Origin of the sequence: Zhenhengia yiwuensis (genome assembly GCF_014384995.1) — a bacterium.
Taxonomy (GTDB): Bacteria; Bacillota; Clostridia; order Lachnospirales; family Cellulosilyticaceae; genus Zhenhengia; species Zhenhengia yiwuensis.
This window is the reverse complement of sequence record NZ_JACRSY010000021.1, coordinates 1-19,167: the sequence shown is the minus strand read 5'-3', so window position 1 is coordinate 19,167 and position 19,167 is coordinate 1. Positions and strand designations below refer to the sequence as shown.

19 protein-coding genes are annotated in these 19,167 nt (G+C 34.2%); all 19 read left to right on the top strand.

Annotated elements, in window-relative coordinates; translation table 11 throughout:
- Positions 1 to 52 precede the first annotated feature (52 nt).
- Positions 53 to 1,183: an MFS transporter gene (locus tag H8718_RS12990; RefSeq protein ID WP_249333225.1), complete on the top strand. Its 1,131-nt coding sequence runs from the start codon at positions 53 to 55 to the stop codon at positions 1,181 to 1,183.
- 193 nt (positions 1,184 to 1,376) lie between these two features.
- Entirely contained in the window at positions 1,377 to 2,099 is a 723-nt protein-coding gene (locus H8718_RS12985; protein ID WP_249333224.1) for a LytR/AlgR family response regulator transcription factor, read from the top strand.
- 347 nt (positions 2,100 to 2,446) lie between these two features.
- The gene (locus tag H8718_RS12980) at positions 2,447 to 3,358 is read left to right on the top strand and encodes a sensor histidine kinase (protein ID WP_249333223.1); all 912 of its coding nucleotides are present in this window, start codon (positions 2,447 to 2,449) and stop codon (positions 3,356 to 3,358) included.
- A 491-nt stretch (positions 3,359 to 3,849) separates the two neighbouring features.
- Positions 3,850 to 5,043, top strand: coding sequence for an MBOAT family O-acyltransferase (locus H8718_RS12975; protein WP_330597703.1), 1,194 nt, complete (start codon positions 3,850 to 3,852; stop codon positions 5,041 to 5,043).
- A 12-nt stretch (positions 5,044 to 5,055) separates the two neighbouring features.
- Positions 5,056 to 6,249 (top strand): DHHW family protein, encoded by a 1,194-nt coding sequence (locus H8718_RS12970; RefSeq protein ID WP_249333221.1) that lies wholly within the window; start codon positions 5,056 to 5,058, stop codon positions 6,247 to 6,249.
- 6 nt (positions 6,250 to 6,255) lie between these two features.
- Positions 6,256 to 6,933, top strand: a complete 678-nt coding sequence (locus H8718_RS12965) for a response regulator transcription factor (protein ID WP_249333220.1) — start codon at positions 6,256 to 6,258, stop codon at positions 6,931 to 6,933.
- Complete coding sequence (locus H8718_RS12960; RefSeq protein WP_249333219.1) at positions 6,920 to 8,167, top strand: sensor histidine kinase; 1,248 nt, start codon at positions 6,920 to 6,922, stop codon at positions 8,165 to 8,167. Before H8718_RS12965 ends, H8718_RS12960 begins: the two co-directional genes overlap by 14 nt.
- Before the next feature lie 86 nt (positions 8,168 to 8,253).
- Positions 8,254 to 8,667, top strand: coding sequence for an EamA family transporter (locus H8718_RS12955; RefSeq protein ID WP_249333218.1), 414 nt, complete (start codon positions 8,254 to 8,256; stop codon positions 8,665 to 8,667).
- A 51-nt stretch (positions 8,668 to 8,718) separates the two neighbouring features.
- A protein-coding gene (gene prfB / locus H8718_RS12950) for a peptide chain release factor 2 (RefSeq protein ID WP_177670894.1) occupies positions 8,719 to 9,829 on the top strand; the annotation gives its coding sequence in 2 pieces (ribosomal slippage) (positions 8,719 to 8,793 and positions 8,795 to 9,829; 1,110 coding nt in all).
- A gap of 160 nt (positions 9,830 to 9,989) precedes the next feature.
- A complete protein-coding gene (locus H8718_RS12945; RefSeq protein WP_177670896.1) occupies positions 9,990 to 10,433 on the top strand; it encodes an ACT domain-containing protein in 444 nt (147 codons plus the stop codon).
- A gap of 16 nt (positions 10,434 to 10,449) precedes the next feature.
- Positions 10,450 to 11,667 (top strand): homoserine dehydrogenase, encoded by a 1,218-nt coding sequence (locus H8718_RS12940; protein ID WP_249333217.1) that lies wholly within the window; start codon positions 10,450 to 10,452, stop codon positions 11,665 to 11,667.
- Positions 11,668 to 11,679: 12 nt separating this feature from the next.
- The gene (locus tag H8718_RS12935) at positions 11,680 to 12,912 is read left to right on the top strand and encodes a cofactor-independent phosphoglycerate mutase (RefSeq protein ID WP_249333216.1); all 1,233 of its coding nucleotides are present in this window, start codon (positions 11,680 to 11,682) and stop codon (positions 12,910 to 12,912) included.
- 93 nt (positions 12,913 to 13,005) lie between these two features.
- Positions 13,006 to 14,214, top strand: coding sequence for an aspartate kinase (locus H8718_RS12930; RefSeq protein WP_249333215.1), 1,209 nt, complete (start codon positions 13,006 to 13,008; stop codon positions 14,212 to 14,214).
- 228 nt (positions 14,215 to 14,442) lie between these two features.
- Entirely contained in the window at positions 14,443 to 15,063 is a 621-nt protein-coding gene (gene tmk, locus H8718_RS12925) for a dTMP kinase (protein ID WP_177670904.1), read from the top strand.
- A gap of 146 nt (positions 15,064 to 15,209) precedes the next feature.
- On the top strand, positions 15,210 to 15,449 hold the full coding sequence (locus H8718_RS12920; RefSeq protein WP_249333214.1) for a hypothetical protein: 240 nt from the start codon (positions 15,210 to 15,212) through the stop codon (positions 15,447 to 15,449).
- Positions 15,450 to 15,644: 195 nt separating this feature from the next.
- Positions 15,645 to 15,911 carry a metal-sensing transcriptional repressor gene (locus H8718_RS12915; RefSeq protein WP_177670907.1) on the top strand — a complete coding sequence of 89 codons (267 nt, stop codon included), beginning with the start codon at positions 15,645 to 15,647 and terminating at the stop codon, positions 15,909 to 15,911.
- A 26-nt stretch (positions 15,912 to 15,937) separates the two neighbouring features.
- Positions 15,938 to 18,361 carry a heavy metal translocating P-type ATPase gene (locus H8718_RS12910; protein ID WP_249333213.1) on the top strand — a complete coding sequence of 808 codons (2,424 nt, stop codon included), beginning with the start codon at positions 15,938 to 15,940 and terminating at the stop codon, positions 18,359 to 18,361.
- A gap of 29 nt (positions 18,362 to 18,390) precedes the next feature.
- The gene (locus tag H8718_RS12905; RefSeq protein WP_177670909.1) at positions 18,391 to 18,600 is read left to right on the top strand and encodes a heavy-metal-associated domain-containing protein; all 210 of its coding nucleotides are present in this window, start codon (positions 18,391 to 18,393) and stop codon (positions 18,598 to 18,600) included.
- A 31-nt stretch (positions 18,601 to 18,631) separates the two neighbouring features.
- Positions 18,632 to 19,027 carry a cupin domain-containing protein gene (locus H8718_RS12900; RefSeq protein WP_249333212.1) on the top strand — a complete coding sequence of 132 codons (396 nt, stop codon included), beginning with the start codon at positions 18,632 to 18,634 and terminating at the stop codon, positions 19,025 to 19,027.
- Positions 19,028 to 19,167: the final 140 nt, after the last annotated feature.

Below are 19,167 nucleotides of genomic sequence, written 5' to 3'. Positions count from 1 at the left end.
ATAAATAGGTGCAATGATGATAAATAAAATAAGCAGTAAGAGGACATATATAGTGTTTATTGCTTTTAGCATTTGTATGATTGTTTTAGGGGCGAGTGATAGCCTAAGAGGCATATTCTCTATTGTATTTCAAGACTACTATGAGTTAAGTACGACTCAACTTTCTATGATTGTAACTATAAGTTATTTGGGTAATTTAGTTTTTTTACTTTGTGGAGGAAATTTTCTAGATCGATTTAATAAAAAATATGTTTTTATTTCAACTTTAAGTATATGGATAATAGGCGCGTTATTATTTATTAGGGGGAATAGCTATATATCTTTATTACTTGGCATGTTTTTATGTACAGGTGCATCTACATTATTAAATACAACAATTAATATTTTAGTGCCAGCTATTTTTGCCGGTGCTCCAGGGCTTATTGTAAATGTATTATTTTTTATTCAGGGAATTGGAACAAGTGGCTCTCAAAATATAGTAGGTAGATTTGCAGCAGATATCTCTTATTGGAAGATGGTTAATATAGTATTATTAGGGGCCTCACTTATAGGAATGCTATTTATGTTTTATTCTACCATTCCAAAGGTAGAGCAGAAAAAAGAAACCATTTCCTATGTACATATTATCAAAAACCCAGCGTTTATTTTTTATATTTTAATATTTGGGTTTTATTTTATTGCTGAACACGGTATTTTAAATTGGTTTATGTTATATGGCATCAATGGTTTAGAATTAGAATATGATAGGGCCTCTTTTTTTCTTTCTATCTTTTTCGGGGGGATAACATTAGGACGATTAATGTTTGCACCCTTAGTCCAAATGCTAGGTGTACAAAGAAGTGTCATTGTATTCGGATTAATAGGGGGACTACTTTATATAATAGGCATAGCTGGTGGCATAAAAACAGTGGTGTTATTAAGTGGTTCAGGTCTAATCCTTTCTATTCTATATCCTACTTTAGTTTTGATGATTCAGAGCTACTATGATAAGGAATGTATTGCATCTGCTACAGGCGTTATTATTAGTATTGCTACTCTGTTTGATATTATTTTTAATCTAGGGTTTGGTAAGATTGTAGATACTCTAGGAATGAGGCAATCATTTTATATATTACAGATAAGTATGTTGTTATTTTTAAGTAGCTTAATATTTTTTCATAAGAAGGTTAAAGTAGAAAAGTAAAGGTCTACTAGGATGGTTCAATGCTATTCTAGTAGACCTTCTTAGTTTAGCGGGAAAGCAATATCCTTATAACATAATGTCTACATGATTTTTCAGTATATTATATAATATAGATATAGCGTTATTTAAGAAAACAGGTATAATAAAAAAGAGACTAGATTTTGAAGCACCATTGTTACAAAGGAGAAAGAGGATGTTTAAAATTGCAATATGTGATGATGAACAGGCGATTTGTTCATATATCGAAGATATCATTTTAGAGTATCAGAGAGAAATCCATGTAGATATAGAAGTTGAAGTATTTTACTCTGGTAAAGACTTATGTAGAGCGATAGATCATCAGCAACGTTTTGATTTAATCTTTTTAGATATTGAAATGAATCTATTAAATGGTATTGAAGTAGGAAAGAAAATTAGAGAAGAGCTAGATGATTATATTACAAAAATAGTATTTGTTTCAGGTACAGATACGTACTATAGACAGCTTTTTGAAGTACAGCCTCTTAATTTTGTTTCTAAGCCTATACAGCCATATAAGATCAAAGAAAATATTCGTTTGGCTATGAAACTTTCTGATCAGCTAGACGGATTATTTAGATACAAAAAGAAACATGAAAATTATCAAATTGATGTAAAGCACATCCTTTACTTTGAGAGTATAGGGAGACAGATTAGAATGGTAACAGTAGAAGGAGAAGGCCAATTCTATGGGAAACTAGAAGAAGTACTTGCACAAGTTGCAAAATATCAATTTATACAAATACATAAATCTTATGTAGTCAGCTATAATCAGATTACTCAGTTTAAATATGAGGCTGTCATCCTATCAAATGGAGAGAGTCTGCCCATTAGCCAGTCCCGAAGGAAAGACATAAGAAATTTTCAGATGAAATATGAGAAAGAGAGACTAAGTTAATGTATTTTTTAGTAAGTATATTATTTATATATAATCTTTATAAATTAATGATGTTGTTTTTTGATAACACTAGGATAAATCGAAAAAAAGAAATTGTTTCTTATGTTATCTATTTTTTTGTAAATGTATTTATTAGTACATATTTTCCTATGCCTATACTGCTTGTGACAAGTAGTATTATAGGCTTCACCCTTATTTCTCTAAATTATAAAGCTAGCCTTAAGAAGAGAATTTTAGCAATATGCTTTATAGTCTTATTATCTGCATGTGTAGAGACTGTAACCGTTCAGCTTATATCTGGATTAAAGCTACAATTGTTTAGAAGGGATCAACCTGAGTTTAATTATATGTTTAGTTTAGTACAGTTGATTCTTTATTCAGTAACTATTATATTAGGTAAGTTTAAGAATATAAAAAAAGGTGAGCAGGTATCACCTCTCTACTGGTTTTTTATTACCTTTATACCACTGATTTCCTTATATATTATTTTATTACTGATGTATATTAAAGATATACCTGTGTTCTTAGCGAATATGGCTATTATAGGTATAATGGTGGTTAACGTTTTAACATTCTATTTATATGATAGAGTATCAGTTATGCATATAGAGAGAACAGAGAAGTTGTTATTAGAGCAACAAAATAAGTATTATGATGAGCAATTTAAGATTATGAATAGCTCTATAAAAGCAACACGAGCTATTAGGCATGATTTAAATAATCATATTGCAATTGTTTCTAGCTTAATTGAACAAGGGACATCACAGGAAGCCTTGCAGTATTTAAAGGATATTAAAGGAAGTTATAATCGAAATGGAAATTATGTTCAAACAGGTAATATTGCTATTGATAGTGTATTAAACTTTAAATTGCAAGAGGCAGATGGACAAAATGTCGATGTATCCTTTGACATCTCTATTCCTGACACAGTAGAAATACCTGCTTTTGATATTGTAACAGTTTTAGGAAACTTATTAGATAATGCATTAGATGCTACATGTAAGCTAGAAGATAATAGAAAGATTGATCTTCAAATGAAATATGATAAAGGTCGTTTCTTATTTAAAATAGAAAATACATATAATGGGCAAGTGTTAAAGCAAGATGGTATTATTTTAACTACAAAGCATAATAGTAGTAATCATGGTATTGGGCTTGAAAATGTACGAAAAATTGTAGATAAGTATGAAGGTATGATGGATATTGAGCATGATGAAAATAAATTTTCTGTAACATTTTTATGCTACACTAATGATTAAAGAAAATGCTTTCTTAGTTTAGTGCAAAACTTTGTATAGTTTTTGACAAAAACTCGCACAAAAATGTAAAAAGTGTAAAATAGTACTTGTTCAATGATATGTTAAGGGAAAATGTAGTAGCATGCTATAGTATAACTTATGAAAGATTTGGAATTTGAGGGAATTTCTAAGGCTTTTATAAAAAACAGGGTGCCTTTTAGAGAGTGGCAAAGGGTTTTATAGATTAAAGAGAAAAAGAAAAAACAGGATATCCGAGGGGGAGGATATCCTGTTTTTTTGCGTTCAGCTTTTATTAAGGTTCATTTCTTATAATAACATCAGCAATATTGATGAGAGGAGAATGAACTTATATGGTATTTTCAAGTTTATTATTTATATTTGTTTTCTTACCAATAGTTCTTGGTATTTACTATGGTATATTAAGAAAAAGAAAAATGCGTAATTTTTTTCTACTGCTAGTGAGTTTAGTGTTTTATGCATGGGGAGAACCCGTGTATGTATTTCTAATGATAGGATGTATAGGTGTTAATTATTTAGCTGGTAGGTGGATAGAGCAATATAGAAATGATCGAAAAAAAATTAAGAGAATTCTAGTATTAGCGGTTTCTTTTAACGTACTTGTGCTCATTACTTTTAAATATACTCAGTTAGCACTTCCAGTTGGCATTTCATTTTTTACTTTTCAGGGGATTTCCTATGTAGTAGATATTTACAGAGAAAGAGGTAAGGCTCTTAGAAATCCACTAGATGTAGGACTTTATATTAGTCTATTTCCGCAGCTTGTAGCAGGTCCTATTGTACGTTATGAGACGATTGCAGATGAAATTTATAATAGGTGTGAAAATGCAGAGGATATAGCTGAAGGTATTAAGCGTTTTATAAAGGGATTGGGTAAAAAAGTTATTTTATCTAATAACTTTGCCCTTATTGCAGATAAGGCATTTGGGCTAGATACTGGGACCATAACGATTACCTTTGCTTGGCTTGGAGCATTAGCCTATGCTCTTCAGATTTACTATGATTTTTCCGGGTATTCTGATATGGCAATTGGGCTAGGGAGAATGTTTGGATTCCATTTTAATGAGAATTTTAATAGACCTTATTTAGCGAAGTCTATTTCTGATTTTTGGCGTAGATGGCATATTTCGCTTGGGTCATGGTTTAGAGATTATGTGTATATTCCTCTAGGTGGAAGCAGAGTAGGGCCAATAAAGCTTATACGCAACCTTTTTATTGTATGGGCTTTAACTGGCGCTTGGCATGGAGCGAACTGGACATTTATTGTATGGGGGATTTATTTTGGCTTATTTGTTTTAGCAGAAAAGAGTTTCGAGCTAGAGGAGAAATTAAGTTGTCATAAAATAATAGCACATCTATACACCTTAATAGTGGTCTTAGTAGGCTGGGTTATTTTTAGAGCGGCTACACTAAGTCAGGCATTTACTTATATTAAAGCTATGTTTGGATTAACACATAATGCGGTATTAGGCAATCTAGGAGCTTTATATTTATTAGAGAATTTTATTTTAATGTTTTTAGGGATTATCATGCTCCTGCCTTTTAAACGAGTGCATAAACAAAAGGAAGCCCCTCTTTATCTTGTAGGTCTTGGTATAGTTTTTTTAATTGCAACGGCCTATCTTGTCAAAGGGAGCTATAATCCATTTATTTACTTCAATTTTTAGGAGGGAGAGAGTATGAAGTTATACCATAAGATAGTTATTATAGTATTTAGCTTAGTCATTAGCATAGGTGGCCTATTTACTATAGGAGGTAATATAAAAACATTGGCAAAAACGACATGGAATAGTATGAAAGTCGGTTGGCAAAAAGAGCAGGATGTATTAGGGGTAATAGAGGGGTTTACAGAAGGGATAGAAACAAGCCTTACAGAATCATTTTGGCTTAAGGAAAAGTATATCGATTTATACGGACTAGTAGAACGTTTATTAGGTAGAACTTATATAAGAGATGTAAATCCTTCTCTTGTAGTTGTAAAAGATAATCATGAGCAATTACAGTTTTTGACTTTCTCAGCCGACTATACTGAGGAAGTAGAAAAGATAGATAAGCTAAATAAGATACTTCAAAAGAGTAATACGCCTTTACTTTATGTACAGACGCCACTTAAAATAATAGAAGGTTTTACACAGTTACCTTCATCTGTTCAGGACTGGTCAACAGAAAATACAGATAAACTGTTGCAATCGTTAGAGGATAAGGGAGTAGATTATTTAGATTTAAGACAATCTATAATAGAAGATGGTCTTAACCTAGAAGAATTGTTTTATAAGACAGATCACCACTGGACTACCCATACAGCTTTCTGGGCTATGGAACAAGTTGTAGAAAAACTTGAAAATGAGTATGGTATGGTGTTAGATATAGAAAAGAATTATACGGATATCAATAAGTATAAAGCGACAGAATACCCAAACTCCTTTTTAGGGTCACAAGGAAGAAGAGTGGGAAGGTTCTACACAGGTGTAGATGACTATACGCTTTTGACACCTTTATTTGATACCAACTATAACGTGGAAATTCATAAGAGTGATTCTGTTAAAACTTATGAGGGGGATTTCGAGGAAACTATTATTAAAACAAATCTACTAGATGAGAATGAGAGCGTCTATACTAACCGCTATGCAGCTTATTTTGGAGGAGATTATCCAGAGGTAAGAATTGAGAACCGAAATAAAGCAGCTGGACACAAAGTACTTATTATAAAAGATTCTTTTGCTCTACCTTTTAGTGCATTTTTATCTACTATGTTTGCAGAAACACGTTTGTTAGATTTAAGATATTATGATGCGGATAAATTAGAGAGTTATATTGAAGAGTATAATCCTGATGTAGTATTATTTGTTTATAAATGTTTAAAAATGGAGTAAAGGCATATGATAAAGGTATTACTTGTAGAAGATCACATTAAGATTAGCCAAAATATAAAAACCTATTTAGAAGATGAATTTGAGGTAATGCCCGTTTATAGTGCAGAAGAAGCCAAGTTATATTTAGCAGCAGAAAGTTATGATTTAATCATCCTAGACTTAATGTTACCGGGAGAAGATGGTATGAGTGTTCTTAAGTATCTTGAGCAGAAGCAGATAACAGTAGGTGTTATTGTCCTAACAGCTAAAGAGGACCTTGGCGATAAGCTTAAGGCATTTAATTTAGGGGCACATGATTATGTAACGAAACCTTTCTTTATGGAAGAACTTAAGGCAAGAATGAATGTGGTACTAAAAGGGCTCGGGAAAATTACGAAGGCAAATCTGTTGACCTTTAAGGAGTTAACACTAGATACAAGCAAAAAGAGTGTAACCATAAAGGGAGAAATAGTTGAAATGAATGAAAAAAACTATCATCTTCTTGAGTATTTTTTACTTAATAAAGGTATTTTGCTGTTTAAGGAACAGATTTTTGATCGTATCTGTGGCTATCAAAGTGATGCATCAACAGATATTATAGAAGTGTATATGAGTAGGCTTAGAAAGGTGCTAAGTCCTTTTGGGTATGACCGTTATATTGTTACGAAAAGAGGAATGGGGTATATGCTAGATGAAACAAAGTGACCTTTTTATAAGGACGAAACGTAATATTATTCTAAGTACCTTAAGTATTGTACTTATTTGTCTTATAACCTTTATTCTAGTAACACAGTATTTTTATAAAAGTAGACTATTCGAGGGAGTAGATCAACAGCTACTCACTTACAAAAATATGATTTTAAATGAAGAGATTATCAAGAAGAAAGGGAAAAGTGAAGAGGTTATTATTCCTGCACCTTTAACACCAGATTTGATTAGTTTTGTATGGAGAGGTAGTGAACTAGTTGATAAAAGTCCACATACTTATTTCGGAGAAGGGAATTATCCAGTTTTTCCTAAAGAGTATGAAGGGGGTCTTATTACATTAGAGAGTAAAGGATATACCTATAGAGCTGTGAGTTTTGAGAAGGAAGGCTTAAGTATACAGCTTTTATTTAATGTAGATCCACAGATCCTCTCTGTTAAACAGCTAGAAAGAGCTAATGGCTTAAGCTTAATGGTACTTATAGGGATAACAATGGCACTTGCTTCTTACCTGGCGGCACTCGTTTTAAAGCCAGTTAAAAAAGCTTATAATGAGCAGGTTTATTTCGTACAGGATGCATCTCATGAAATGCGTACACCTCTTGCAGTGATAAAGGGGCAAGTAGAACTTATGACGGCACATCCGCAGGATAGAATAGAAGAGCATTTTGAACAGTTTTCACAAATGATAGGGGAGATAAGAAGTTTAGAAAAGCTTAATAGAGATTTACTATTACTTTCAAAAGAAGATATAGAAGGTAAAACTGTAGGAGAAGCTATAGAAGTTAAAAATTTTATAGGTGAGATTAGAGAGTTCTATACGGAACTTGCTGAACTGCAGAATAAGCATTTTATTGTAAAAGTGCCAGATAGTCCTGTTAATGTAAAGTGGGATTTGGAGAAGGTCAAAAGATGTTTAATCATTCTTTTAGAAAATGCATTTAAATATACAGATGAAGAAGACACTATTTTACTAGGAGTGACTAAAGTGAATAAAAGCATTGTTGTGCGAATCGAAGATAGTGGTATAGGCATTTCAAAAGAAGACCAAAAAAGATTATTTGACCGTTTCTTTAGAAGTAGTGATGTAAGGGCCCGTGGTATAGAAGGAAGTGGAATTGGTCTTAGTTTACTACAATCTTTAGCGCATACACTAGGTATAAAAGTACAGGTACAATCCACTTATGGTAAAGGAACTGTTTTTACCCTTGAAATTCCCCTAAAGATGAATTAAATAGAATAAAGATATTTATATAGAAAAAAGCTTATGCTAATATAATAAGAAGAGGGAAATTTATTAAGAAAGTAGGCCTTCTTATTATGTGGATGATTTATGGATTATTATCAGCTGTATTTGCAGCACTTACAAGTATTTTAGCAAAGATAGGAATGGACAATGTCAATTCTAATTTAGCAACAGCTATTCGTACTATGGTTGTTTTAGTGATGGCATGGATTGTAGTAGGCGTGACTAAAACAGCAGGAGGTATTACACAGTTAACAAGGACTAATTGGATTTTTCTTATCTTATCCGGGATTGCAACAGGTGCATCTTGGCTATTCTATTATAAGGCGATTCAAATAGGTGAGGTATCAAAAGTTGTACCTCTTGATAAATTAAGTATTGTTTTCGTATTTATTTTTTCGGTTACAGTACTTAAAGAACCTCTTTCTATCAAAACTTTAATAGGAACAGGACTTATTACACTTGGCACGCTTGTACTTGTTTTATAAGCTGCATGAGCAATAGATAATAAGATATAAAGAAACAAAAGGAGTGATATTGTGTTAGAGTTAGATCAACTAAGGCTATCTTTAGAGCCGTATAATGCAAAATTAATGGAAATGGGGAACTCTCTTTGACATTGCTAAACATAAAGAAGATATAGCAGAGTTAGAAGAAATTTCAGCATCAGCAGAATTTTGGAGTGATATGGAGCACGCTCAGAAAGTGCTTCAGAAGCTTAAAGGATATAAGGAAACGGTAGAAAAGTACGAAAAACTTTGCACAAGCTATGAAGATGTTATGACACTTATTGAAATGGCTAATGAAGAAGAAGACGCAGAGCTAGCTGAAGAAGCGCAAAGTGAAGCAACTGACTTTATGAATGGCTATGAAGAAATGAGAATTGCTACATTACTTGATGGTGATTATGATACAAATAATGCTATCTTATCACTACATGCCGGTGCAGGTGGTACAGAAGCTTGTGACTGGGTAAGTATGCTTTACCGTATGTATACAAGATGGGCAGATAAAAAAGGTTTTAAAGTACAGCTTTTAGATTACTTAGAAGGTGATGAAGCAGGGGTTAAGTCTGTAACGATTCAAATTAACGGTGAAAATGTCTATGGTTACCTTAAAGCAGAAAAGGGTATTCACCGCCTTGTACGTATTTCACCATTTGATTCATCTGGTAGACGTCATACATCCTTCGCATCTTGTGATGTTATCCCAGAGATTACAGATGAGATAGAAATTGAAATTAAAACAGAAGATTTACGTATTGATACTTACCGTGCTACAGGTGCTGGTGGGCAGCATATTAATACAACAGATTCAGCTGTTCGTATTACACACTTACCAACAGGTGTAGTTGTTCAGTGTCAAAATGAGCGTTCTCAGATTCAGAACCGTGAAAAAGCTATGCAAATGCTTAAAGCTAAGCTTTTTGAAAAACAAGAAGAAGAGCGTATGGCGACACTTGAAGGTATCCGTGGCGAAAAGAAAGATATCGGTTGGGGAAGTCAAATTCGTTCTTATGTATTCCATCCTTATAATATGGTTAAAGACCATCGTACAAGTGAAGAGACAGGAAATACTGGAGCTGTAATGGATGGTGACATCGACCGTTTTATGAATGCATATCTTGTTTGGATTCATCAAAGAGATTGATCTTAGGCATCTAAAAATTCTCCGTAAGTAAGGATTTATCTTATTATGGAGAATTTTTTGCGTGTGTAAATAAGTAAAATATATTGAAAAAACTAGACTATTATGCTATAGTCTTTATATTAAAAACAAATGTTCACCATATACGAACAAGGAGAATACAATGAAACAAAACAAGCAGTTTTACATTATTGATAAAGAGGTTTTACCTGAAGTATTTTTAAAAGTAATGGAAGTTAAAAACTTACTGGAAACAGAGAAAATGTTAACTGTTCAAGAAGCTACTGAAAGGGTAGGGATTAGCAGAAGTTCTTTTTATAAATATAAAGATTCTATTATGCCTTTTTATGAAAAAGGTAGGGGGCAGACCATTACCATTCTCATTAAATTAAAGGATGAAGCAGGTAGATTATCTGATTTATTAAATGACATTGCAGATTTGGGGGCTAATGTATTAACCATTAATCAGATGATTCCTATGAATGGTATCGCACTTATTAATATTTGTATGCAAACTCAAAAGATGAAAATAGGCGAAGGGGAACTTATTGAGCGTTTACAAGGAGTAAAAGGCGTTCAAAGTGTAAAACTATTAGCAAGGGAATAATAAGGAGGAGTAATAAATGAAAATAGCAGTTTTAGGGTATGGTACAGTTGGATCAGGTGTAGTAGAGGTATTAATGACTAATGCAGAAAGTATTGCCAAAAAAGCAGCTACACCACTTGATGTGAAATATATTTTAGATTTAAGAGATTTCGACGAGAGTCCGTTTAAAGAAAAATTTGTAAAAGATATTAATTTGATTTTAAACGATGAAGAAGTTGATATTATAGCTGAAGCTATGGGAGGGATACACCCTGCATATGATTTTGTAAGAGGTGCCTTAGAAAAAGGCAAGAGTGTTGTAACTTCTAATAAAGAACTTGTAGCAGCATATGGGCCAGAACTTTTAGAGATAGCAAAAGAAAATCATTGTAATTTCCTATTTGAAGCCAGTGTAGGCGGTGGCATCCCTATTATTAGACCTCTCAATAGCGCACTTACTGCTGATGAGATTTATGAAATCACAGGTATATTAAATGGTACAACTAACTTTATTTTAACTAAGATGAAGGTAGAGGGCAGAACTTTTGAAGATGTGCTTAAAGAAGCACAGGAACTAGGTTATGCAGAGAAAAATCCAGAAGCTGATGTAGAAGGACATGATGCATGCCGTAAGATAGCCATTTTAGCTTCACTAGCATTAGGTGAATACGTAGATTATAAAGATATTGATACACAAGGTATTACAAAGATAAAAAAAGAAGATATGGAATATGCAAGTCATATGGGCTATAGTATTAAACTTCTTGCAAGCTGCAAAAGAGAAGCAGAGGGCATTTATGCAAGTGTTAAACCAATGATGATTCCAAATCATCATCCATTAGCACCTGTAAGTGATGTATTCAATGCAGTACTTGTAAAAGGCAATATGGTTGGGGATGTAATGTTTTATGGAAGAGGTGCAGGTAAGCTCCCGACAGCCAGCGCTGTTGTAGCAGATATTATAGATGCTGCAAAACATAAAGATACCAATATTATGTGCTTTTGGAGTAGAGAAAAGCTAGAGATCCAGAGTAATGAAAATGAGCATGCTCAGTATTTTGTAAGACTAAAGGGGGATCCGATCTACATTAAAGCCATAGTAGAAGAAGTTTTTAAAGATACACAATCTGTAGCTGCGCTTGCTCCAAATGAATACGCCTTTATTACTGCATGTGAAACACTAAAGTCTTTACAAGAAAAGCTAGGTCAGCTTAAAGATGTAGAGGTAATGAGTAAAATTTGTATAAAGAAATAGAGGTTAGATAAAATGAAATATGTTGTGGTATTGGCTGATGGAATGGCTGATGAAAGGTCAGCAGAATTAGGTCATAAATCACCAATGGAGTATGCACATACACCTTATATGGATGCCCTAGCACCATATAGTGAAGTGGGACTTGTAAATACCATACCGGAGGGGTGTGCGAAAGGAAGTGATACAGCTAATTTAGCTGTATTAGGGTATAATCCTCAAAAGTATAACTTTGGGCGTAGTCCATTAGAGGCTTTAAGTATGGGGGTTCAATTAAAAGAGAGTGATGTAACCTTTAGAATGAATCTAGTGACTTTAAGTGAAGAAGCATGTTACGAAGAGAAGAAAATCTTAGATTACAGTAGCGATGAAATTACAACTGAAGAAGCAAGTATACTTATTAAAGTTGTACAAGAAGCTTTTGGAGACCGAGTAAAGTCTTTTTATCCAGGAATGAGTTATAGACATCTTTTAGTATGGGAAAAGGGCAGTACAAACGTTCAGCTTACACCTCCTCATGATATTTTAGGGCAGATCATTGGTCATTATAAACCAGAGGGAGACCACGGCAGCGAAATCTGGGCGATGATGAAAGCAAGTTATAACCTGCTTAATCATCACCCTATTAATGAGAAACGAAGAGATAGAGGGCTTAAGCCAGCTAATAGTATTTGGATTTGGGGGGAAGGAAGGAAGCCACATCTACCTGAGTTTAATAAAAAGTATGGGGTACAAGGAGCTGTCATTTCAGCAGTAGACCTTATAAAAGGTATTGGCTTAGGAGCAGGGATGCGTTCTATTGATGTAGAAGGTACTACAGGAAATGTGCATACTAATTATAAAGGGAAGGCAGATGCTGCTATTAAAGCCTTATTAGAAGAAGAATGTGACTTTATTTATGTTCATCTAGAAGGACCTGATGAATGTGGACATCGTGGGGAAATGGACAATAAGATTTTAGCCATTGAGCAGATTGATAGTAAAATTATTGGACCTATTATTCAGGCATTAGAAAATGCTGGCGAGGATTATAAACTTTTAGTTTTACCGGATCATTCTACACCAGTTAGATTAAGAACACATACAGGAGAACCTGTTCCTTATATGATTTATAATTCAACATGTAAGCCAATAAAAAGTGATAAAAAGCTTTACAATGAGACTTATGCCAAGGAAGAGGGAAGCTTTATAAACAATGGTTATGAATTAATGAGACATTTTTTGAAAGAAAATAATATATTAGTATAAAAAATTCTGCAGAACACATTGTTTTTTGTTTAACGAGGGTATATAATGGGGTAACTCGAAATGAGATTATACCCATGTGAAGGAGGAGATTACGTGTTAATCGTACAAAAATTCGGTGGTAGCTCTGTGGCAAATACGGAAAGAATCTTTAACGTAGCACAAAGGATTGCTGAAACTTATAAAGAAGGAAATGAAGTCGTTGTTGTACTTTCAGCCCAAGGGGATACAACAGATGATTTAATTGCTAAAGCTAAGGAAATTAGTAGTAAGCCTACTAAGAGAGAGATGGATATGCTGCTTTCAACAGGAGAACAACAATCTGTAGCTTTAATGGCTATGGCTTTATCAGAACTTGGTCTTCCAGCTATCTCACTTAATGCTTATCAAGTAGGTATGATGACTACATCAGCTTATATGAATGCACGTCTTAAAAAGATTAAACCAGACCGTATTAGACGTGAGTTAGATAGAAAAAATATTGTACTTGTAACGGGATTCCAAGGGATGAACCGTTTTGATGATATTACGACACTTGGTCGCGGTGGCTCTGATACAACGGCAGTAGCGATTGCAGCAGCATTACATGCAGATAAATGTGAGATTTATACAGACGTAGAAGGCGTTTATACAGCAGACCCTCGTATTGTAAAAAGTGCAAGAAAAATGGATGAGATTACTTATGATGAGATGTTAGAACTGGCATCTCTTGGAGCACGTGTACTTCATAACCGTTCAGTGGAACTTGCTAAAAAGTACAATGTAGAGTTAGTAGTAAGATCAAGTTTAAGTAGAGCAGAAGGAACAGTTGTTAAGGAGGTTTGTAAAATGGAAAGAATGTTAATCAGTGGTGTAGCAGGGGATAATGAAATTGCACGTGTATCTCTTATTGGAATAGAGGATACACCAGGTAAAGCTTTTGATATCTTCGCGACACTTGCAAAAAAAGGCATAAATGTAGATATTATTCTTCAATCAATTGGTCGTGATGGCATGAAAGATATCTCTTTTACAGTAGCGGAAACAGCACTTGCTGATGTAAAAGAAATTGTTGCTACACATATGGATAGATGGGGACTTACAGATGTAGATTATAATGAAAACTTAGCTAAAGTATCTGTTGTAGGTGCTGGCATGGTAGCTAATGCAGGGGTTGCTTCAAAAATGTTCGAAGCAATGTATGATTCAAATATTAATATACATATGATTTCAACATCTGAAATTAAAATTTCTATCCTTATTGATAAAAAAGATATGCATAAAGCAATGAATGCAATTCATGATGCTTTTCAACTTGTAGATTAAGAGGTTAGCAGCAGGCAGTGGGAAAAAGGAAAGTACAAGACTATTCCTTTATCCACTGTCTTATTTTTTTACTAAGATTTTATTAAAAGTATAGCGTTTCCCATATAAAGGTTGTAGATTAAATTTGCGGATTACAGGGAGTTGTCTTATAATAGGCAGAGAAGTTCTACTTGGGAATAGAGTAGAAGAAATAGATGATAAGTGGATGAACTAGAGGAGGACCTAAGTGTGGCAAAAGGTATATTTATAGCATTAGAAGGTGGGGAAGCTACTGGTAAAACAACTACAGCTAAAGTAGTAAAAGAAAGACTTGAAGCTTTGGGATATGAAGTAGTTGTAACAAGAGAACCAGGAGGTATTCCTTCAGCAGAAGCAATTAGAGAAAATATCATGAATTTCCCTGTGGATGCAAGAACGGAGTTGTTACTTTATCTTTCTGCAAGAAGAGAACATTTAGTAAGCAAAGTTATCCCAGCATTGGAAGCAGGAAAAATTGTGATTACAGATAGATTTTATATTAGTTCCCTTGTCTATCAAGGTTATGCAAGAGGAATTGGTATAGATACAGTGCGAGAGCTTAATGATTTTGTATGTAATGGTGTGTACCCAGATTTAAACATTATTATAGATATACCTGTTGAAGTGAGTATGGAAAGAAAACAAGGCGTAGATGATATTAACCGTTTAGATCTAGAAGGCTATGAGTTCCACAAAAAAGTGGAAGAGGCTTATAGAATGATTCACGCAGAAGGGAAAGACAATACCCTTATGTTAGATGGTACAAAAGATATGGATACGATGATAGATGAAGTTTTCTCTGTCGTTAAGGGGAAAATAGATAGAGCATAATAAAAGACTACTTTGTGACCTGCGCGCATCTTAAAGACCATATCATACACTAGGGAGCTTGGAAGTAGTGCAGTATGTATTGTAGCAGGAATTCATATTGCCAATGCATTAAGTCATAGTTTCTTCTCTAAGGAGGATTGGTTCAGATGGCTGCTCAGATTGAAGGCCATCCAGATAATACGATGCCTGCCATACTTGGAGGTATGACTATGGGTGCTATGAATGACAAAGATATGAAAAAGATTCTTAACCAGGCTAAAGTATGTAGGAAAAAGGGAACTTTTTTTAGTGGAGCAGGTCCTACCTTGACTGTTGTAGTACGTAATGTAGTCTCCTTTAGAAGAGAGAGGGTGGACTTTTTAGCAGGTATGGAACATAACTGGTAAGTACAAATGTCCCAGGCAGACTAAGGTGGTGCTAAAGTCTGGATTGATGAAGAACTTAAAGATTAGAAAAATAAAAGGCTATTTGCTTGGATATTTAAAATGTTTATAGCAAATAGTCTTTTTTTGTTGACAAAAAATAAAAGGTATTTTAATATAAAGACACACCCCCTGTGGGGGAGGATAGGAGGCGAGGATATGAACGAAGAAAGAAAAAAAGCACTACAAGCCTTAAAGACAGCTAAAGGTCAGACAGAAGGCATTATTAAAATGATAGAAGATGAGCGTTACTGTATGGATATATCTAATCAAATGTTAGCCGTGCAGTCACTCTTAAAAAAAGCAAACTTATTAATTCTTAAAAATCATCTTAATCACTGTGTGAAAGAAGCTTGCCATACAGAAAATGCAGATGAAAAAATTGATGAGATTATCAGTATTTTTGAGAAGATGATGAACAAATAATAAAAGAAAAGAAAGGAAGGGGTTAAATGAAAGATACATTTAAAATAGAAGGTATGGCCTGTTCTGCTTGTGCAAATAGAGTAGAGCGGGCAACAAAAAAATTAGAAGGTGTAGAAGAAGCAAGTGTTAACTTTGCTACAGAAACGCTTATGATTAAGTATGACGAGTCAAAACTTAGTAAAGAGCAGATAGAGCAGACTGTGGAAAAAGCAGGGTATAAGGTACATAAAAATACCAAGCAATATACTTTCAATATAGAAGGAATGACTTGCTCAGCCTGTGCAACACGTGTCGAGAAGATGACAAGTAAATTAGAAGGTGTAGAAAGATCCAGCGTTAATTTTGCAACTGAGAAGTTAACGATTACAATAGATGAAGATAAGGTAAGTCCCACTCAAATTAAAAATGCAGTAGAAAAAGCTGGTTATAAAGTGGCAGAAGGAAAAGTGCAGGAGGAGAAAGAGGAAAAAGATCCAAGTAAGGCACTTTTAAAACGTTTTATCTTCTCTTTAATTTTTGCCGTACCATTACTAATTATCAGTATGGGGCATATGGTGGGGATGCCTCTTCCAGAAATTATAGATCCAATGGCAAATGGTTTAAATTTTGCACTTATTCAGTTAGTACTTACAGTGCCAGTTATGCTTATTGGCTATAAGTTCTACGCAATAGGGCTTAAAAATTTAGTTAAACTTAGTCCTAATATGGATTCGCTTATTGCTGTAGGAACCCTTGCAGCTTTTGTATACGGTCTATTTGCTATTTATAAGATAGCAGGTGGGGACCATGAGTATGCTATGCATCTTTATTTCGAATCTGCAGCAGTTATTTTAGTTTTAATTACACTAGGTAAATATTTAGAAGCTGTATCAAAAGGCAAAACCTCACAGGCTATTAAAAAGCTTATGGGACTTGCTCCAAAAACAGCTACTGTTATTCGCAATAATCAAGAGGTCATTGTACCACTTGAAGAAGTTGTAGTAGGCGATATTATTATTGTTAAACCAGGTGAAAAATTACCTGTAGATGGTGAAGTAGTAGAAGGAATAACTTCTGTAGATGAATCTATGCTTACAGGAGAAAGTATTCCAGTCGAGAAATTTCCAGGCAGCCCCGTTATTGGTGCAAGTATTAATAAGACAGGACTTATACGTTATAGAGCAACAAAAGTAGGTAAAGATACTGCTCTTGCACAAATTGTTAAGTTAGTAGAAGATGCGCAAGGTTCAAAAGCACCGATTGCTAAACTTGCAGACGTCATTTCTTCTTACTTTGTACCTGTTGTGATTGGGCTTGCTATTCTTGCTACACTTGCTTGGCTTATAGCAGGTGAAAGCGTTGTATTTGCTCTAACCATTTTTATTTCAGTTTTAGTTATTGCATGTCCTTGTGCCCTAGGCCTTGCTACACCAACAGCTATTATGGTTGGCACGGGAAAAGGTGCTGAACATGGTGTACTGATCAAGGGCGGAGAAGCCCTTGAGACAACTTATAAGATTAATACTATTGTATTTGATAAAACAGGAACAATTACAGAAGGTAAACCTAGAGTAACAGATGTTATAACCCATGACATGAGTAAGGAAGAAGTCCTTATACTAGCAGCAAGTGCTGAGAAAGGTTCAGAGCATCCACTAGGAGAAGCCATTGTAAGAGAAGCACAGGAGAAGGGCTTAGCCTTTAAAAATATTGAAAGTTTTAATGCGATTCCAGGTCATGGAATTGAGGTTACAATAGATGGGCAGCAAGTTTTATTAGGTAATAAAAAACTTATGGTAGAAAGACAAATTCCTACCAGTCATCTTGAGAATGTTTCAGATCAGCTTGCAGCTGAAGGGAAGACACCAATGTATATTGCGACACAAGGTATTTTAAGAGGAATTATTGCTGTAGCAGATACTGTAAAACCAAGCAGTAAGCAAGCTATTAAAACACTTCAAGAGATGGGCATTGAAGTGGCTATGATTACAGGTGATAATAGAAAAACAGCAGAAGCTATTGCAAAACAGGTAGGCATTGACTTAGTACTTGCTGAAGTGTTACCAGAAGATAAGGCAAATGAAGTGAAAAAGCTCCAAAGTGCTTCTAGAAAAGTAGCTATGGTAGGTGATGGGATCAATGATGCACCAGCACTTGCACAGGCAGATATAGGGATTGCTATTGGTTCAGGTACAGATGTAGCCATTGAATCAGCAGATATTGTTCTTATGAGAAGTGATCTTATGGATGTACCAACTGCCATTAAGTTAAGTAAAGCGACAATTAGAAATATTAAACAGAATCTTTTCTGGGCCTTTGCTTATAATGTGTTAGGTATTCCAGTAGCGATGGGGATTCTTCACATATTTGGTGGTCCACTTATGAATCCTATGATTGCAGCAGCAGCTATGAGCTTTAGCTCTGTATCTGTATTACTCAATGCATTAAGACTAAGAAGATTTAAAGCATAAAATATTAATAATAAAGGAGTGTAGAAGATATGAAAAAGAAAATAATGATTGAAGGCATGAGCTGTGGACATTGTGTAAAACATGTACAAGAAGCCTTAGAAGGTTTAAATGATGTAAGCTCTGTAGAAGTTAACCTTGCAGAAAAATATGCAGTAGTAGAAACAACTGTAGAAGATAGCCAGTTACAAGAAGCTATTGATGATGCAGGTTATGATGTAATAAGTATAGAAAATCTATAAAATAAGAATTTAAATCAAGGAGCTTAATGAAATGAATACAAATGAGATCATTTACCCCATAAAACATGTACTTCCAAATGGAATCATATCCATTAAGCTACCAGAAGTTCAATTGGGGAGTAGAGATAGTATATCATTAGGCCCTAAGACTGAAATGCTTTATGCAAAAGATCTACTTACAGTTACAGAGAGTCCAAGTATGGGCTGTAGTGTAATGGAGATGAATAATTCAACTTATTATTTTGAACTTAACCATGATGAAGTAAATTATGTAATTGAGGGAAGTTTAACAATTATTACAGCTGGTAGAAGTAGGACTATAAGGGCTGGAGAGGTGTGTTTTATACCTAAAGGTTCAAAAGGGTCTTATGTTGCAGAAAAAAATGTTAGATTCTTATCAGTAAGTTATGCTGAGAAATGGGAATAAAAAAAGGTGTAGGGTAATTACTGAACTGCTACCCGTCAAGTAGACAACTAAAAAAATAAAAACTTTTTACTACCATTAGATTCAGATCTAGTGGTAGTTTTTTATGCTACCTGCAAATAAGCTTGGTGTTTTTCAAAAGG

What these genes read in the sequence shown, in the direction of transcription:
- H8718_RS12965 (WP_249333220.1), top strand. Translation starts at nt 6,256, where the DNA reads ATGATAAAGGTATTACTTGTAGAAGATCACATTAAGATTAGCCAAAAT.
- H8718_RS12910 (WP_249333213.1), top strand. Translation starts at nt 15,938, where the DNA reads ATGAAAGATACATTTAAAATAGAAGGTATGGCCTGTTCTGCTTGTGCA.
- H8718_RS12920 (WP_249333214.1), top strand. Translation starts at nt 15,210, where the DNA reads ATGGCTGCTCAGATTGAAGGCCATCCAGATAATACGATGCCTGCCATA.
- H8718_RS12970 (WP_249333221.1), top strand. Translation starts at nt 5,056, where the DNA reads ATGAAGTTATACCATAAGATAGTTATTATAGTATTTAGCTTAGTCATT.
- H8718_RS12900 (WP_249333212.1), top strand. Translation starts at nt 18,632, where the DNA reads ATGAATACAAATGAGATCATTTACCCCATAAAACATGTACTTCCAAAT.
- H8718_RS12955 (WP_249333218.1), top strand. Translation starts at nt 8,254, where the DNA reads ATGTGGATGATTTATGGATTATTATCAGCTGTATTTGCAGCACTTACA.
- H8718_RS12935 (WP_249333216.1), top strand. Translation starts at nt 11,680, where the DNA reads ATGAAATATGTTGTGGTATTGGCTGATGGAATGGCTGATGAAAGGTCA.
- H8718_RS12960 (WP_249333219.1), top strand. Translation starts at nt 6,920, where the DNA reads ATGAAACAAAGTGACCTTTTTATAAGGACGAAACGTAATATTATTCTA.
- H8718_RS12945 (WP_177670896.1), top strand. Translation starts at nt 9,990, where the DNA reads ATGAAACAAAACAAGCAGTTTTACATTATTGATAAAGAGGTTTTACCT.
- H8718_RS12915 (WP_177670907.1), top strand. Translation starts at nt 15,645, where the DNA reads ATGAACGAAGAAAGAAAAAAAGCACTACAAGCCTTAAAGACAGCTAAA.
- H8718_RS12980 (WP_249333223.1), top strand. Translation starts at nt 2,447, where the DNA reads ATGTTTAGTTTAGTACAGTTGATTCTTTATTCAGTAACTATTATATTA.
- H8718_RS12940 (WP_249333217.1), top strand. Translation starts at nt 10,450, where the DNA reads ATGAAAATAGCAGTTTTAGGGTATGGTACAGTTGGATCAGGTGTAGTA.
- H8718_RS12985 (WP_249333224.1), top strand. Translation starts at nt 1,377, where the DNA reads ATGTTTAAAATTGCAATATGTGATGATGAACAGGCGATTTGTTCATAT.
- H8718_RS12905 (WP_177670909.1), top strand. Translation starts at nt 18,391, where the DNA reads ATGAAAAAGAAAATAATGATTGAAGGCATGAGCTGTGGACATTGTGTA.